Origin of the sequence: Niallia laureatilytica (assembly GCF_046613985.1) — a bacterium.
Classification (GTDB): Bacteria; Bacillota; Bacilli; order Bacillales; family Cytobacillaceae; genus Niallia.
On the sequence record NZ_JBKKHP010000013.1, the window covers coordinates 130,625 to 144,686 of the forward strand.

At 39.9% G+C, this 14,062-nt stretch carries 17 protein-coding genes and 11 tRNA genes; 26 read left to right on the plus strand and 2 right to left on the minus strand.

The window, feature by feature from the left end:
• Nucleotides 1–11: 11 nt before the first annotated feature.
• Complete coding sequence (locus ACLIJJ_RS23420) at nt 12–734, minus strand: rhomboid family intramembrane serine protease (RefSeq protein ID WP_233316919.1); 723 nt, start codon at nt 732–734, stop codon at nt 12–14.
• A 100-nt stretch (nt 735–834) separates the two neighbouring features.
• Between ACLIJJ_RS23420 and acpS the strand changes: the two genes are divergently transcribed.
• The 14 genes from acpS (at nt 835) to ACLIJJ_RS23490 (ending at nt 11,959) form a co-directional block, all read left to right on the plus strand.
• Complete coding sequence (gene acpS, locus ACLIJJ_RS23425) at nt 835–1,185, plus strand: holo-ACP synthase (protein ID WP_233316920.1); 351 nt, start codon at nt 835–837, stop codon at nt 1,183–1,185.
• Between the two features lie 165 nt (nt 1,186–1,350).
• Nucleotides 1,351–2,361 (plus strand): LolA family protein, encoded by a 1,011-nt coding sequence (locus tag ACLIJJ_RS23430; protein ID WP_233316921.1) that lies wholly within the window; start codon nt 1,351–1,353, stop codon nt 2,359–2,361.
• Between the two features lie 149 nt (nt 2,362–2,510).
• Entirely contained in the window at nt 2,511–3,665 is a 1,155-nt protein-coding gene (gene alr / locus ACLIJJ_RS23435) for an alanine racemase (RefSeq protein WP_233316944.1), read from the plus strand.
• Nucleotides 3,666–3,902: 237 nt separating this feature from the next.
• Nucleotides 3,903–4,184, plus strand: coding sequence for a CopG family ribbon-helix-helix protein (locus ACLIJJ_RS23440; RefSeq protein ID WP_127740842.1), 282 nt, complete (start codon nt 3,903–3,905; stop codon nt 4,182–4,184).
• Between the two features lie 4 nt (nt 4,185–4,188).
• Nucleotides 4,189–4,539, plus strand: a complete 351-nt coding sequence (gene ndoA, locus ACLIJJ_RS23445; RefSeq protein WP_019156408.1) for a type II toxin-antitoxin system endoribonuclease NdoA — start codon at nt 4,189–4,191, stop codon at nt 4,537–4,539.
• A 271-nt stretch (nt 4,540–4,810) separates the two neighbouring features.
• Nucleotides 4,811–5,632 carry an STAS domain-containing protein gene (locus ACLIJJ_RS23450; RefSeq protein WP_233316922.1) on the plus strand — a complete coding sequence of 274 codons (822 nt, stop codon included), beginning with the start codon at nt 4,811–4,813 and terminating at the stop codon, nt 5,630–5,632.
• Nucleotide 5,633: 1 nt separating this feature from the next.
• A complete protein-coding gene (locus ACLIJJ_RS23455; RefSeq protein WP_127740846.1) occupies nt 5,634–5,990 on the plus strand; it encodes an STAS domain-containing protein in 357 nt (118 codons plus the stop codon).
• A gap of 3 nt (nt 5,991–5,993) precedes the next feature.
• Complete coding sequence (locus tag ACLIJJ_RS23460; RefSeq protein WP_233316923.1) at nt 5,994–6,395, plus strand: anti-sigma regulatory factor; 402 nt, start codon at nt 5,994–5,996, stop codon at nt 6,393–6,395.
• An 11-nt stretch (nt 6,396–6,406) separates the two neighbouring features.
• Nucleotides 6,407–7,417, plus strand: coding sequence for a PP2C family protein-serine/threonine phosphatase (locus ACLIJJ_RS23465; protein ID WP_233316924.1), 1,011 nt, complete (start codon nt 6,407–6,409; stop codon nt 7,415–7,417).
• A gap of 57 nt (nt 7,418–7,474) precedes the next feature.
• A complete protein-coding gene (locus ACLIJJ_RS23470) occupies nt 7,475–7,807 on the plus strand; it encodes an anti-sigma factor antagonist (protein WP_233316925.1) in 333 nt (110 codons plus the stop codon).
• Nucleotides 7,804–8,277, plus strand: coding sequence for an anti-sigma B factor RsbW (rsbW, locus tag ACLIJJ_RS23475; protein WP_411411781.1), 474 nt, complete (start codon nt 7,804–7,806; stop codon nt 8,275–8,277). The genes ACLIJJ_RS23470 and rsbW overlap by 4 nt, the downstream gene beginning before the upstream one ends.
• A complete protein-coding gene (sigB, locus tag ACLIJJ_RS23480) occupies nt 8,255–9,052 on the plus strand; it encodes an RNA polymerase sigma factor SigB (protein ID WP_233316927.1) in 798 nt (265 codons plus the stop codon). Before rsbW ends, sigB begins: the two co-directional genes overlap by 23 nt.
• Nucleotides 9,049–9,645 carry a PP2C family serine/threonine-protein phosphatase gene (locus ACLIJJ_RS23485; protein ID WP_233316928.1) on the plus strand — a complete coding sequence of 199 codons (597 nt, stop codon included), beginning with the start codon at nt 9,049–9,051 and terminating at the stop codon, nt 9,643–9,645. The genes sigB and ACLIJJ_RS23485 overlap by 4 nt, the downstream gene beginning before the upstream one ends.
• A 139-nt stretch (nt 9,646–9,784) precedes the next feature.
• Complete coding sequence (locus ACLIJJ_RS23490; RefSeq protein WP_411411782.1) at nt 9,785–11,959, plus strand: Tex family protein; 2,175 nt, start codon at nt 9,785–9,787, stop codon at nt 11,957–11,959.
• Nucleotides 11,960–12,012: 53 nt separating this feature from the next.
• On the opposite strand, the gene cmpA is transcribed toward ACLIJJ_RS23490, so the two are convergent.
• The gene (cmpA, locus tag ACLIJJ_RS23495) at nt 12,013–12,126 is read right to left on the minus strand and encodes a cortex morphogenetic protein CmpA (RefSeq protein ID WP_233316930.1); all 114 of its coding nucleotides are present in this window, start codon (nt 12,124–12,126) and stop codon (nt 12,013–12,015) included.
• Nucleotides 12,127–12,285: 159 nt separating this feature from the next.
• On the opposite strand from cmpA, the gene ACLIJJ_RS23500 reads away from it, so the two are divergent.
• The 12 genes from ACLIJJ_RS23500 (at nt 12,286) to ACLIJJ_RS23555 (ending at nt 14,054) form a co-directional block, all read left to right on the plus strand.
• Complete coding sequence (locus tag ACLIJJ_RS23500; protein ID WP_233316931.1) at nt 12,286–12,756, plus strand: SprT family protein; 471 nt, start codon at nt 12,286–12,288, stop codon at nt 12,754–12,756.
• A gap of 182 nt (nt 12,757–12,938) precedes the next feature.
• A tRNA-Asn gene (locus tag ACLIJJ_RS23505) sits at nt 12,939–13,013 on the plus strand.
• A 10-nt stretch (nt 13,014–13,023) separates the two neighbouring features.
• Nucleotides 13,024–13,114, plus strand: a tRNA-Ser gene (locus tag ACLIJJ_RS23510).
• Nucleotides 13,115–13,126: 12 nt separating this feature from the next.
• Nucleotides 13,127–13,198: transfer RNA gene (locus ACLIJJ_RS23515), tRNA-Glu, on the plus strand.
• A 38-nt stretch (nt 13,199–13,236) separates the two neighbouring features.
• Nucleotides 13,237–13,312 (plus strand) — tRNA-Asp (locus tag ACLIJJ_RS23520).
• Between the two features lie 10 nt (nt 13,313–13,322).
• A tRNA-Gln gene (locus ACLIJJ_RS23525) sits at nt 13,323–13,397 on the plus strand.
• Between the two features lie 7 nt (nt 13,398–13,404).
• A tRNA-Lys gene (locus tag ACLIJJ_RS23530) sits at nt 13,405–13,480 on the plus strand.
• Nucleotides 13,481–13,497: 17 nt separating this feature from the next.
• Nucleotides 13,498–13,582 (plus strand) — tRNA-Leu (locus tag ACLIJJ_RS23535).
• A gap of 54 nt (nt 13,583–13,636) precedes the next feature.
• A tRNA-Leu gene (locus ACLIJJ_RS23540) sits at nt 13,637–13,720 on the plus strand.
• Nucleotides 13,721–13,786: 66 nt separating this feature from the next.
• Nucleotides 13,787–13,863: transfer RNA gene (locus ACLIJJ_RS23545), tRNA-Arg, on the plus strand.
• Between the two features lie 6 nt (nt 13,864–13,869).
• A tRNA-Pro gene (locus tag ACLIJJ_RS23550) sits at nt 13,870–13,946 on the plus strand.
• A 34-nt stretch (nt 13,947–13,980) separates the two neighbouring features.
• Nucleotides 13,981–14,054 (plus strand) — tRNA-Gly (locus tag ACLIJJ_RS23555).
• Nucleotides 14,055–14,062: the final 8 nt, after the last annotated feature.

The following is a 14,062-nucleotide window of genomic DNA, read 5'->3' on the forward strand; positions in this document are numbered from 1 at the left end:
AGTTTTTTAGGTCAGCGAAACAGACCGATTAATGCAAGCAAAATAATAATTGTCCAAATCGTCAGCGTTCGCGCTGGCGGTTTTCTGTTTGAGCGAACTCTTCCTTTGAGTTCTAAAAACTCTTCTTTATACGAAGAGAAGATTTTTCTGCCTTTCGCTTCAATAAGGCTCCCGGCTGCCATTCCAAAGAAAAAGCCGAATAGATGTGCAGCAATATTAATATTGGGTTGGAGGAACGTCATGATTAAGCTTAATGCCGCAATCGTGCCAATTACTTGTGAATTATTCCTTGATATAATATCTTTGCGGAATACAATTAAAGCGATATAGTAGCCGAATAGACCAAAAATGCTTCCGCTTGCACCGAGATGTGAAAAGGTGAGCGGTTCTGTCACAAGGGTGGCGAGATTTGCTAATATGCCAGTTAACAAGTAAATAGCAATAAATTTAAATTTACCAAGTATTCTTTCTAATGCAGGTCCAAATAAAAAGATGCTGAAGCAATTGAACAGGAAATGGGAAAAGCTCGTATGCAGGAAAATCGGTGTGATCAGTCTCCACCAGTCTCCTTGGATAATATAGAGATTGACGCCAACCATGTTCGTCATGATAAGCTGGTTTGGAAAAACAGGCAGTACAGTTGATAAGTAAACCAACAAGTTAATGAACAGAATGAGAGAAACAATAGGATAGTAAGTTAAATACTCTTTAAAGCTTTCTCTTCTTGTAAACAATAAAAAACCTCCTTTGCACTTAGTTTCATGATAGCCAATGGGAAGGGAAAGATACAAATAATTTATGCTTACTAAATAGAAAATAGAAGGATGTGTCCTGATGATAAAGGGAATTGGAATCGATATTGTAGAACTTAAGAGAATAGCTGAGCTGCTAGAGCGTAAACCGCAATTTGCGGACAGAATTTTGACAGCATATGAAAAGGAAAGATTTGATAAACTGCTATTAAAAAGAAAAATAGAGTTTCTAGCAGGCAGATTTGCAGCAAAGGAAGCATTCTCAAAAGCTGTTGGAACAGGTATTGGCAAAGGGCTCAGCTTTATAGATATAGAAGTTGGGCAAACCGAGCAAGGTAAGCCGTATATAGTCAGGCCTTATTCAGATGGAGTTCATTTATCCATCACCCATAGCAGCGAGTATGCGTTCGCCCAGGTAGTAATAGAGGAATAATAATCAAAAAAATGAACAGCTTGTTTCTTTCTGATGTGCATATTCCCTATAGTTGTCTCATATATTCATAGAGCAAAAGGAGACAAGTTTAAAGTCAGCTTTATGCTAATAAGACCTAAACTTCTCTTCTTAAATCGATGAAATGAGAATAAGGGAGTTGAAAAAATGAACAAGAAATTATGGTTGCTTTTCGTAGGGCTAGCGGTCATGGTAATGTTAACTGCCTGTGGAACAAAATCCAAGGAGGATGTACTTAAAGATTTGGATGAAAAGGTTGCTACAAAAGGCTATAAAGCCGATGCAGAAATGACATTGCAAATGGGCACTGAGCCGCAAACCTATGATGTTCAAATCTGGCATAAAGATCCTACGTATTACAGGGTGAATTTAAAGAATGCGAAAAAGGACCAAAGCCAGATGATCCTCAGAAATGATGAGGGTGTTTATGTACTGACACCAGCATTGAACAAAAGCTTTAAGTTTCAAAGCGATTGGCCAGAAAACAGCAGCCAAGCGTATCTATATGAGTCTTTAGTTAAGGACATCGAGGAAGACAAGGATGCGAAATTCTCCTCTACAGATAAATATTATGTATTTGAAACAAAAACTAGATACCAAAATAATAAGATGCTGCCTACACAGGAAATCACTTTAAACAAAAAAGATTTATCACCTGTGAGTGTTAAGGTGAAGGACACAGACGGCAAAGCACTTGTCACTGTGAAATTCTCTAATGTGAAATTTGATGTGAATTTTGATAAAGCTGACTTTGATTTACAAAAGAGCATGACTGCAGCCAAACTAGCTGTGCCTGTAATGGCTGAAGTGGATGAGGATGAATCATTCTCCGTCAAATATCCGGAAACTTTATTAGGTGCAAGCCTTGTTGAAGAGAAAAAGGTTGCAACTGAAGATGGTGAAAGGGTAGTTCTGACATATGACGGACAGAAATCATACACAATCATTCAAGAAAAAGCAGAAGTAGCCCCTGCGACAGCAGGTCCAATTAATATGACTGGAAATCCTGTCGACTTAGGTTTTGCGATTGGAGCTGTTTCTGGCAATAAGATATCGTGGACATATGAAGGAGTAGACTATGTTATTGCATCTACAGAGCTGTCAGAGGATGAAATGGCAGAGATAGCACGGTCTGTTCAAGGAGAAGCAATTAAATAAGCCGTAAACAAGCCGGGTGTGGTACCACACCCGGCTGTTTTTTTGTTATGCTGGTCCGTATCATTGATAATTTATTGACAAGCAAAAGTGGAAATAGAATAATTTAACTATTATACTTCGTGTTTAGGAAAGAAGGAAGGTTAGCTTTGATGCTAGAAAATACATTTTTTCGGGATACTTGGGCAGAAATAAATTTAGATTATATAGAAGAAAATGTGAAAAACATGAGAAGCAGGATGAAGCAAGACAGCAAACTTTTTGCAGTAGTGAAAGCGAATGGTTATGGTCACGGAGCTGAAGAGGTTGCTCGTGCTGCACTTCATGCAGGAGCAGATTATTTAGCGGTAGCTTTTTTAGATGAGGCTCTTTCACTACGGAAAAAGGGCATTGCTGCACCGATATTGGTATTAGGAGCAAGCAGACCTGCTGATGCCTTATTAGCAGCACAGCAAAACATCTCCTTGACCGTTTTTGATATACAATGGTTAGAAGAAGCTGCGATTCAACTGCAAGGCAGTGATATTAACATTCATGTAAAAGTCGATTCAGGCATGGGAAGATTAGGGCTAAGAACGGAAAGGGAAGTTAAGGAAATTGAGGAATTTCTTTCTCGGCACACAGAGTTTATTTTAGAAGGAATTTATACCCATTTTGCAACAGCAGATGAGCGTGATTCCGATTACTTAAACAAGCAGTCACAAAAATTCGCAGAAATATTAGCTAGCTTTACAGCTAAGCCTCCGATTGTACATTGCAGCAATAGTGCTGCAGGACTTCTTCATCCTGAACTGGCGTTCAATGGAATCAGGCTGGGGATTTCCATGTACGGCTTGTCTCCTTCAATGGAAATTGAAGAATTGCTGCCATTTAAGCTTAAAGAAGCTTTCTCGCTTCACACAAAAATTGTCCAAGTGAAAAAGCTTCAAAAGGGTGATAAAGTAAGTTATGGTGCCACATATGAGGCGAAGGAAGATGAGTGGATTGGGACATTGCCGATAGGTTATGCAGATGGGTGGCTCAGAAAGCTGCATGGCCAAGAGGTTCTTGTTGATGGCAGAAGAGTTCCGATTGTAGGCAGGATATGCATGGACCAATGTATGATTAAACTTCCCTTTCAAATGGAGGTTGGAACAAAGGTTACATTGATTGGAATTCAGCAAGAGCAAGCGATTTCTATTAATGAAATTGCCAAAAAACTGGACACGATAAATTATGAAGTGACCTGCACCATTGCTAGCAGAGTGCCGAGAATATATATAAAAGACAAAGCACAGCGAAATATCGTTAATCCGCTCCTAAATTAATGTAATGGAAACATACTATGCAGAATAGGATTAATAAGGGTTGCTGCCTAAATACTTGAGGCAGTGTGTGAATATAAAAAAATGTACAAAATTTATTGGGAATGATGCATAAAACCTATAATTTTTGGCGGATAATACATTAGAATTGCTGAATGGACTTTGCAGATTGGGTTATTAGTGGTATGATTAAAAAAAAGAGCTAAATATGGTGTGTAGTGATGGTGGAGGTGTATGTTTGTGTCTGAATCCAGCGCAACGACAGAGATCATGATAAAATTACCAAAGCATTTATTATCTGAATTGGATGGCTTCGTAAAGCAAGAAAATGTGAATCGTAGTGAATTTATTTATCAAGCAACGAAAATGTACCTTCGTGAACGGAAAAAGAGACATATCCGGGAATCAATGAGAAGAGGCTACATGGAAATGGCAAAATTAAATTTATCCATTGCATCGGAAAGCTTTCTAGCAGAATATGAGGCAGAGCATACAGTAGAACGTCTAGTTAGCGGAGGATAATCCTTTGATTGTCAAACGTGGTGACGTTTATTTTGCAGACCTATCCCCAGTTGTTGGCTCAGAGCAAGGCGGTGTCCGTCCTGTACTTGTCATTCAAAACGACATCGGGAATCGGTTCAGTCCCACAGTCATTATTGCAGCAATTACGGCTCAAATTCAGAAGGCTAAATTGCCGACTCATGTGGAAATTGACGCGAAGCGCTATGGTTTTGAGAGAGATTCAGTAATTCTTTTGGAACAAATTCGCACGATAGATAAACAGAGGTTAACGGACAAAATTACCCATCTTGATGATGAAATGATGGAAAAAGTAGATGAAGCTCTGCAAATAAGCTTGGGTCTCATTGAATTTTGATAGGGATTATTGCGCTCTTTTTTAAAGAGCGTATTTTTTTGCATTCATGCACATAAATTTTATATATTTTTCTTGAAAACAGGTTTTGAGGCAGACGATAAAGGGAAAATAGAAAAGTCAAATAGACTTTGTTCATATTCGAAGCATATTAATGGTTCGTAAAGATATTGTATACTAATAATTTCACCTGCTAGTTATGAAATTTGATGATGATAGACCTGTAAAAAACCCCATTACTATCATCCGAATATGTTAAAATGGAGGTTGAACCTTGAAAAAAGAAATAATAGATTTTTTGAAATCTAATCATAAAGAAATCCATTCTGACTGGCTCAACAAGATGGAAGAAAATAGGGATAAACTGACTATCAGGATCACCTCTGATCATGATTATTACATGATGGGCGAGGAATTTATTAACCTGCTCCTTGTGGATTCATTAGGTAATAAAGTGTTTAATGATAAGCTGCCTGCTTTTATAGAAAAGGCTGTCAGCTATAATTGGCCTCTCCGGTTCTTGGTGCAGGGAATACAGGTGCTTGAGCAGGTAGTGTTGGAACATCTGGAGAAATCTGAGTCGAGTCATAATAAGGCCTATGAGCAAGTCAGCCTCTTAAATGCTTGGGTTCATCCACTGTGCCAAAGGATTGTAGAAGTATACTCCGAAACATGGGAAAGGACTTTCTCCTTGCAAAAGATTGCGCTGCAGGAACTGTCAGCTCCTTTAATTCCAGTTTTTGATGGAATTACAATAATGCCGCTTGTTGGTACAATAGATACACAGCGTGCAAAGCATATAATGGAAAATCTGCTCCAGGGTGTAGTTAAGCACCGATCAGAAGTTGTGCTGATTGATATAACAGGTGTTCCTGTTGTTGATACGATGGTTGCCCACCATATCATTCAAGCCGTTCAAGCCGTTCGGCTGGTAGGAGCAAAAAGCATGATTGTCGGAATTAGGCCGGAGATTGCACAAACCATTGTTAATCTTGGAATTAAATTAGATCAGTTTGAAACGAAAAATACATTAAAAAAAGGCATGGAAAAAGCTTTAGAATATACAAACAGAAAGTTGGTTGAAATTGGTGAATAAAGTGAGAATACCAATATTAAAGCTGCATGATTGTTTGCTTGTTTCTATCCAGTGGGAGTTGGATGACCAGACAGCCCTCCAGTTTCAGGAGGATTTGCTGAATAAAATCCATGAAACAAGTGCAAATGGTGTCGTAATCGATTTAACTTCTATTGATTTTATCGATTCATTTATAGCGAAGGTGCTGGGCGACGTTATTGGCATGTCCAAATTGATGGGTGCCAAGGTTGTGTTGACAGGCATTCAACCTGCTGTTGCAATTACGTTAGTAGAACTTGGGATCAGCTTGAATGATGTGTTGACCGCCCTAGATCTAGAAAAAGGTTTGGAGAAATTACAACAGGAATTGGGGGATTGACCTATGGGAGACCAATCCTGCGTAAAGATTGTCAACGAGTGGGACATTGTAGCTGCTCGTCAATTAGGAAGAAATGTAGCAAAAGAGCTAGGGTTCGGTACCGTAGATCAAGCGAGAATAACTACGGCTATTAGTGAGCTAGCTAGAAATATATACTTATATGCTGGCCAAGGCCAAATATGCATCAGCAAGCTTTCCGAGAACGGCAAAGTTGGCTTGAAATTAAGTGCTGTTGACAGCGGTCCAGGTATTAAAGATTTACGCCAGGTCATGCAGGACGGATTTTCAACCTCAGGCGGATTAGGAGCTGGCCTTCCGGGAGTGAAAAGGCTGATGGATGAGTTCCAGATAGAAACAGCAGTAGGAAAGGGTACAGATATCCAAGCAATCAAGTGGCTCAGATAAGGAGGGGGAACATGGATTTCCGTGAAATGATGGATTCTAAGTATCGAGATCTTCTTGTCAGTTACATCAAAGACGAATCTGAGCAAGCCCTCTATCAAGGGCAGAAGTTCAGCAGGAAATCGATTGAACATAAAATATCACCAGAGGATATCATAAGCCTACATAAATACTTAATGATGGATTTATATCCAGATTTACCAGAGCATGTAACAAGGTCTTTTGATATATTGCTCGAGGTTATGATGGGTTACGGTCTTGCGTACAGAGAGCATCAGAGCCTCCGCCATGTGCAGCAGGAGATTAGAAGCGAGATGGAGATTGCTTCTAATGTTCAGCAAACCTTGCTGCGTACAGAGATTCCTGATGTGGAAAGTATTGATATTGGTGCAATAAGTGTTCCTGCTAAAATGATGAATGGTGATTATCACCATTTTGTACAGGATGAAGATAAGTTTATCAATATTGCCATAGCTGATGTTATCGGCAAAGGGATACCTGCCGCTCTTTGTATGTCCATGATTAAGTATGCGATGGACAGTCTGCCGGAAAACCGCAACTTTCCAAGTAAGGTTCTGGAAAACTTGAACCGAGTAGTTGAACAAAATGTTGATCCAAGCATGTTTATAACAATGTTCTATGGCGCTTATGAAATGCAAACACATATTTTTCATTATGCTTCTGCCGGTCATGAACCAGGATTTTTCTTTGAAGCAAAAACCGGTGAGTTCAGCGACTTGGAGGCAAAAGGGCTCCTTTTAGGTGTAGATAAACAAGCTAAATATAAACAGTTTGAAAAAGAAGTGAATATTGGCGATATGATTATCCTGATGTCAGACGGCGTGACTGAGTGCAGGACAGAAGAAGGTTTTATCGAAAAGGAAACTTTAATCGGTTACATAAAAAAACATATTCACTTAAAAGCACAGGAAATAGTTAACAATGTCTATGAAGAGCTAGTGAAAATACAGGATTTTCAACTAAGAGATGATTTCACTTTAATTATTTTTAAAAGAGAAGTTTAAACTTCCTGCACATCGGGTATTTATCTAAGACATTAGAATGTTAAAGGTGGGTCGTACATGAATATTGTGATAGATGTAAACGAAAAAGAGTTAGATGTTGATATTAAGGTGGCTGGTGAAATTGACGCATATACAGCACCGAAATTAAAAGAAACAATTTATTCCTTCTCTGAAAAAGAGGGTGTAAGGATGACTATAGACTTATCAGATGTAAATTATATGGACAGCACAGGTCTTGGAGTATTTGTTGGCGTCTTTAAAAATGTACGTTCAAACGATGGAGAATTTAAGCTTATCGGCTTATCTGAACGCCTAATCAGGCTGTTTGAAATAACAGGTTTAGCAGATATTATCGACATTAACAGTAAGATTGAAGGTGGGATTAAATGAGCCAGCATTTTGAATACATTGAAATGAAAATCCCTTCAAAACCAGAGTATGTAGGTATCATTCGGTTAACCCTTTCCGGAATTGCGAGCAGAATGGGATTTAATTACGATGAGATTGAGGACTTGAAAATTGCCACAAGTGAAGCATGTACAAATGCTGTTCAGCATGCTTATAAAAATAAAGAGTCAGGGGAAGTGCTGATTGGGTTTCGACTTTATAATGACCGTCTAGAGGTTATTGTTGCTGATAATGGAAAAAGCTTTGATTTTGACAGCACAACAAAAGATATCGGACCATACGATCAGGATGAATCTATTGAGTTCCTTCGAGAAGGAGGCCTTGGACTCTATCTGATTGAAACACTAATGGATGAAGTTAAAATTCATCACAATGAAGGTGTTACGGTCTTGATGACGAAATACCTTGAGGGAGAGCAGGTGGAGAGTAATGCCGAGACAATCTCAACCTAAGCGCCAATTAACAAAAGAAGAAGTAAATGAGCTTATAAAAAAATTCCAGCTAAATCAAGATGAGGAAGCCCAGAATATACTTGTGATGAATTATCGGGATTTAGTAGAAGTGCTGGCAAGAAAGTACTCTAAAGGAAAAATGTTTCATGAGGATATCAGCCAGGTAGGCATAATCGGGCTGCTCGGAGCTATTCGCAGATATGACGAAAGTTTTGGGAAAAGCTTTGAAGCATTTGCTGTGCCGACTATTATAGGTGAGATAAAAAGATTCTTACGAGACAAGACGTGGAGTGTCCATGTTCCTAGAAGAATAAAAGAGATTGGTCCGAAAATAAAGAAAACAGTAGAGCATTTAACAACTGAATTACAAAGATCACCAAAAGTTGATGAAATTGCTGACTATCTAGAAGTCTCTGAAGAGGAAGTGCTTGAGGCAATGGAGATGGGTAAAAGCTACCAAGCTTTATCTGTTGACCATTCCATCGAGGCAGACTCTGAGGGCGGTACAGTAACCTTGCTTGATATTGTAGGGGATGTAGATAAAGGCTTTGAGCGTGTCAATCAAAAGCTTGTGCTTGAAAAAGTGCTGCATGTATTGAGTGAGAGGGAAAAGAGTATCATTCAATATACATACCTGGATAATATGAGCCAGAAGGAAGCTGGTGACAAGCTCGGAATTTCCCAAATGCATGTCTCCAGACTGCAAAGAAGGGCGATTAAAAAACTCCAGGAAGCGATTCATGCTGAATCCAGCAATTCGGAGTTTATTCTATGACTGCTATAGCTGACTCCAACATTCAAGTTTTAGCACATCAGACGAACAAGCAAGGTAAAACATTATGTGGTGACAGCTATTTTTTTCTATCGACAGAAGAATACTTTATCTGTGTGCTTGCAGATGGCCTGGGGAGTGGAGAGTTTGCCAATGAATCATCCCAAGCGGTAGCAGACGTAATTGAAGGTAATCACACTGCAGACGTGGAAGAATTGATGGAGTTGGCAAACAAGGCTCTTCTTAAGAAAAGAGGTGCCGCTGTTAGTGTTTTCAAAGTGGATTATGAATCGAAAAGCATTAAGTACAGCTGTGTCGGAAATATCCGGTTTTTCTTGTACACTTCCGGCGGAAAACTCACCTACCCGCTTCCTGTAACAGGTTATCTGTCAGGAAGACCACAAGTTTATCATACTCAAATTTTTTCATATGAAGCTAATTCGAAGTTCCTTGTCCATTCAGACGGCTATAATATTCAAGGAGTGAAGGATTTACTGAAGGGCTATCACCCATTGCGTAATATTGCCGATACAATCGCCAAAAAATATAATAATTCAGATGATGATTCTACCTTTATTTTAGGAAGCTTGCTTTAATGTAAGCTTTTTTTTTGTCTTTTAAAGTTTGATATACCTTATTTTGGGATGATAGGGTTAGATAATTTCATTCAATATATAGTAATATGAAGGAAGCAACTCTTTATGATACATATAAGGAAGGACAGTGGTAGTTCGTATGGAGAAAGTTTTAATTAAAGAGGATTATCAAAATATGATTGCGAAGGAGCAATCAATCACGAAAAAACAAGTATCTAGTGTTCTTGCGCTTTTAGAAGAGGGGAATACAGTGCCCTTCATCGCCCGTTACCGCAAGGAGCAAACCGGTGCTTTAGACGAAGTGCAGATAAAGGATATTATGGACCGATATCATTATATTCAGAACCTGGAGCAGAGGAAAGAAGAAGTTATACGGTTGATAGATGAACAAGGAAAGCTTACAGAAGAATTGCGAAAGAGTATTTCAGCATCTGTTAAGCTGCAAGAAGTAGAGGACTTATATCGTCCTTATAAGCTTAAAAGACGAACTAAAGCTACAATTGCAAAGGAAAAAGGGTTAGAGCCACTTGCTCAATGGCTGCTTGAATATAACGGTAGCTCTCCTATAGAACAAGAGGCAGTTAAATATATTTCAGAAGAAAAAGAAGTGCTGACAGCTGAAGATGCCATCGCAGGTGCAAGGGATATTATTGCAGAGGTAGTATCAGATGATGCTGACAGCAGGAAATGGATACGAAATAAAACATTTCAAGGAGGACTTATCGCATCAAGTGCTAAAGATGCTGATAAAGATGAAAAAAATGTTTATGAAATGTACTATGAATATGAGGAGCCTTTAAACAAAATTGTACCTCATCGTACATTGGCGTTAAATCGAGGCGAGAAAGAAGACATATTGAAAGTATCCATTAAGGCGCCTGTTGATACAATTGTCAGCTATCTCGAAAAAAAATGGATGAAAAGAGAAGGTTCCCCGTCTCATGACACGATTAAAGCTGCAATTGAAGACAGCTATAAGAGACTTATACAGCCTTCTATTGAGAGGGAACTTCGAGGAGAGCTGACAGAAAAAGCCGAGGAGCAAGCAATTCATATCTTCTCGGAAAATCTTCGGAATCTGCTGCTACAGCCGCCTCTAAAAGGGAAAATGGTGTTAGGAGTCGATCCAGCTTACAGGACAGGCTGTAAATTAGCAGTCGTAGATGAAACGGGTAAGGTGTTAGAAATAGGAGTTATCTATCCTCATCCCCCGGTCTCGAAAGCGAAAGAAGCAGCTGCTAAGTTTCAAGAGCTGTTAACAAAATATAAAATTGAAATGGTTGCTGTAGGAAATGGAACAGCCTCCAGGGAAACAGAACAATTTGTTGCCGAGCAGATTAAGAAGCAAGACAAGGAAATATTCTATCTGATTGTCAATGAGGCAGGGGCGAGTGTATACTCAGCTTCAGAAATTGCCAGGGAGGAGTTCCCGAACTTTCAAGTAGAGGAAAGAAGTGCAGTATCCATTGCAAGAAGGCTTCAAGATCCTTTGGCAGAACTAGTGAAAATTGATCCGAAGTCAGTCGGCGTCGGACAATATCAGCATGATGTGTCTCAGAAAAAACTGTCCGAATCTCTTGGATTTGTCGTTGAAACGAGCGTAAATAAAGTTGGGGTTAATGTAAATACGGCATCTTCTTCTCTTTTGCAATATGTTGCTGGTCTTTCTAAAGCGGTAGCTAATAATGTTGTTAAAAAGAGAGAAGAAGAAGGAAAGTTTACAAACAGAAAGCAGCTAAAGAAGATTCCGAGGCTCGGTGCGAAAACATATGAACAGGCAATCGGCTTTTTGCGCATATTAGACGGTGATGAACCGTTAGACAGAACAGGAATACATCCGGAGCATTATGATGAAGTGAAGGCCCTGTTGAAAAAAATCGGTTTTGATTCTAAACAAATTGGGACAGATGAATTGAAGGAAGCATTAAGCGGTCTTAATATAAAGGCGGTTTCAGCTGAGCTTGGAATCGGTGAGTTGACTTTAGGTGATATTGTCGATGCTTTAATGCGTCCAAGTCGTGACCCGAGGGATGAACTTGCAGCACCGCTCCTTAGAACGGATGTTTTGAAGCTTGAAGATTTACAAGCAGGCATGGAGCTTCAAGGGACTGTCCGGAATGTTGTTGACTTTGGTGCCTTTGTTGATATCGGCGTTAAGCAGGACGGTTTGGTTCATATCTCAAAACTCAGCAATAAGTTTGTTAAGCACCCATTGGATGTAGTGAGTGTAGGCGATGTGGTCACAGTATGGGTCGACGGTATTGATCATAATAAAGGAAGAGTCGCTTTGACTATGCTGCCGCCAAAAGCATAATTGCCAATGCTGAAAAAACCAAAGGATATGCTTAGTCCTTTGGTTTTTTATTTTCATGAGCAATTTTTTCTTCTATAATAATACCAGCATTGGTTAAGCAACCTGACTTGGTAGGTGTTTTTTTCATAAAACGCCTTTTTAATTTGATTTTGCAGCCATGTAGGCATAAGCTTATACCCCCTTTGTAATGTGCTGAAAAAATAGATGAAGCGCAGTTGCTGCTAAACCCAGCTTAGTAAAGGAAATATAAATCCTAGTAGTTACGAATTGCTGATGCTTAAATCATCATATGCTATAATATTTGTCTTGTTGAGGAGGGGACACTATTGACTGATCAGGAGCTGCAATTGTTAGTGGAAGAATTGTCAAACACTCATTTTAAAATACCGTTTATGCATAAAGCATCCTTTAACCCGAGACTCAGGACAACTGGAGGCAGATATTTACTGAACAGCCACAATATTGAGATCAATAGAAAGTACTTAGATGAATTGGGGATGGAGGAACTAATCGGAATTATTAAACATGAGCTGTGTCATTACCATCTTCATATAAATAAAAAAGGCTATCAGCATAAGGATGCTGATTTTAAAAACTTGCTGCGAAAAGTTGGGGGGCCCCGTTTTTGTTCTTCCTTGCCGCAGGAAAAAACGCAAAACAAACCAAAGCGAACACTCATATACAGATGCCAATCATGTAATCAAATTTATTTTCGCCGAAAAAAAGTAGATATGAAAAAGTATGTTTGCGGGAAATGCAGAGGGAAATTGAGTCTTGAGGAGATAAGAAACAGCTAGAAATTACAGTGTTTATAAGGCATTTATATGCAGTGAAGGCATGTTCAGATTCGTTTTAAAAAAAGTTTTAGAAATACGCTTGACTTTTAATATATACCTGCCTATAATGTAAAGAGTCGACAAGAGAGAGCGACGAACTAACGAAGTTCTCTAGAAGACAAGCTTTATAGAATAAACATTATTCCGCAGTAGCTCAGTGGTAGAGCACTCGGCTGTTAACCGAGCGGTCGTAGGTTCGAATCCTACCTGCGGAGCCATTGTTTTTTCGGGGAAGTACTCAAGAGGCTGAAGAGGCGCCCCTGCTAAGGGTGTAGGTCGCGATAGCGGCGCGAGGGTTCAAATCCCTCCTTCTCCGCCATTATTTTTTAATGGCCCATTGGTCAAGCGGTTAAGACACCGCCCTTTCACGGCGGTAACACGGGTTCGAATCCCGTATGGGTCACTTTATTAATTTAATAAACATTATGCAAAAAGCGAAATGGTCCCGTGGTGTAGCGGTTAACATGCCTGCCTGTCACGCAGGAGATCGCGGGTTCGATTCCCGTCGGGACCGCCATTTTTGTTGGTGGGCTATAGCCAAGCGGTAAGGCAACGGACTTTGACTCCGTCACTCGTTGGTTCGAATCCAGCTAGCCCAGCCATTTTTAAGAGCCATTAGCTCAGTTGGTAGAGCATCTGACTTTTAATCAGAGGGTCGCAGGTTCGAATCCTGCATGGCTCACCATTTATTATTGTAGATTCGCGGGTGTGGCGGAATTGGCAGACGCACTAGACTTAGGATCTAGCGCCGCAAGGCGTGGGGGTTCGACTCCCTTCACCCGCACCATGAATTTTAAACGAAATCGTTTATTGTAGTATGATGAAGGTTATCTAATATAGTGCGGTCGTGGCGGAATGGCAGACGCGCTAGGTTGAGGGCCTAGTGGGGGTTAACCCCGTGGAGGTTCAAGTCCTCTCGGCCGCATCTTTAAAAGACACTTGACAACCAGATATAAACATTATATGATAGTAAAGTCGCTTTCGTGGATATGCGCCCGTAGCTCAATTGGATAGAGCGTCTGACTACGGATCAGAAGGTTATGGGTTCGACTCCTTTCGGGCGCGCCATATTAGCGGGAAGTAGCTCAGCTTGGTAGAGCACTTGGTTTGGGACCAAGGGGTCGCAGGTTCGAATCCTGTCTTCCCGACCATTATCAAGTTGATTTAAGAAATTATAATTTAAATGCGGGTGTAGTTTAATGGTAAAACCTCAGCCTTCCAAGCTGATGTCGTGAGTTCGATTCTCATCACCCGCTCCAATTTATCT

Excerpts from the sequence above, each read along its gene's own strand:
- ACLIJJ_RS23485 (WP_233316928.1), top strand. The coding sequence starts at position 9,049 with ATGACTGCTATAGCTGACTCCAACATTCAAGTTTTAGCACATCAGACG.
- ACLIJJ_RS23460 (WP_233316923.1), top strand. The coding sequence starts at position 5,994 with ATGGGAGACCAATCCTGCGTAAAGATTGTCAACGAGTGGGACATTGTA.
- cmpA (WP_233316930.1), bottom strand. The coding sequence starts at position 12,126 with ATGCCTACATGGCTGCAAAATCAAATTAAAAAGGCGTTTTATGAAAAA.
- alr (WP_233316944.1), top strand. The coding sequence starts at position 2,511 with ATGCTAGAAAATACATTTTTTCGGGATACTTGGGCAGAAATAAATTTA.
- ACLIJJ_RS23430 (WP_233316921.1), top strand. The coding sequence starts at position 1,351 with ATGAACAAGAAATTATGGTTGCTTTTCGTAGGGCTAGCGGTCATGGTA.
- sigB (WP_233316927.1), top strand. The coding sequence starts at position 8,255 with ATGCCGAGACAATCTCAACCTAAGCGCCAATTAACAAAAGAAGAAGTA.
- ACLIJJ_RS23465 (WP_233316924.1), top strand. The coding sequence starts at position 6,407 with ATGGATTTCCGTGAAATGATGGATTCTAAGTATCGAGATCTTCTTGTC.
- rsbW (WP_411411781.1), top strand. The coding sequence starts at position 7,804 with ATGAGCCAGCATTTTGAATACATTGAAATGAAAATCCCTTCAAAACCA.
- ACLIJJ_RS23470 (WP_233316925.1), top strand. The coding sequence starts at position 7,475 with ATGAATATTGTGATAGATGTAAACGAAAAAGAGTTAGATGTTGATATT.
- acpS (WP_233316920.1), top strand. The coding sequence starts at position 835 with ATGATAAAGGGAATTGGAATCGATATTGTAGAACTTAAGAGAATAGCT.
- ACLIJJ_RS23490 (WP_411411782.1), top strand. The coding sequence starts at position 9,785 with ATGGAGAAAGTTTTAATTAAAGAGGATTATCAAAATATGATTGCGAAG.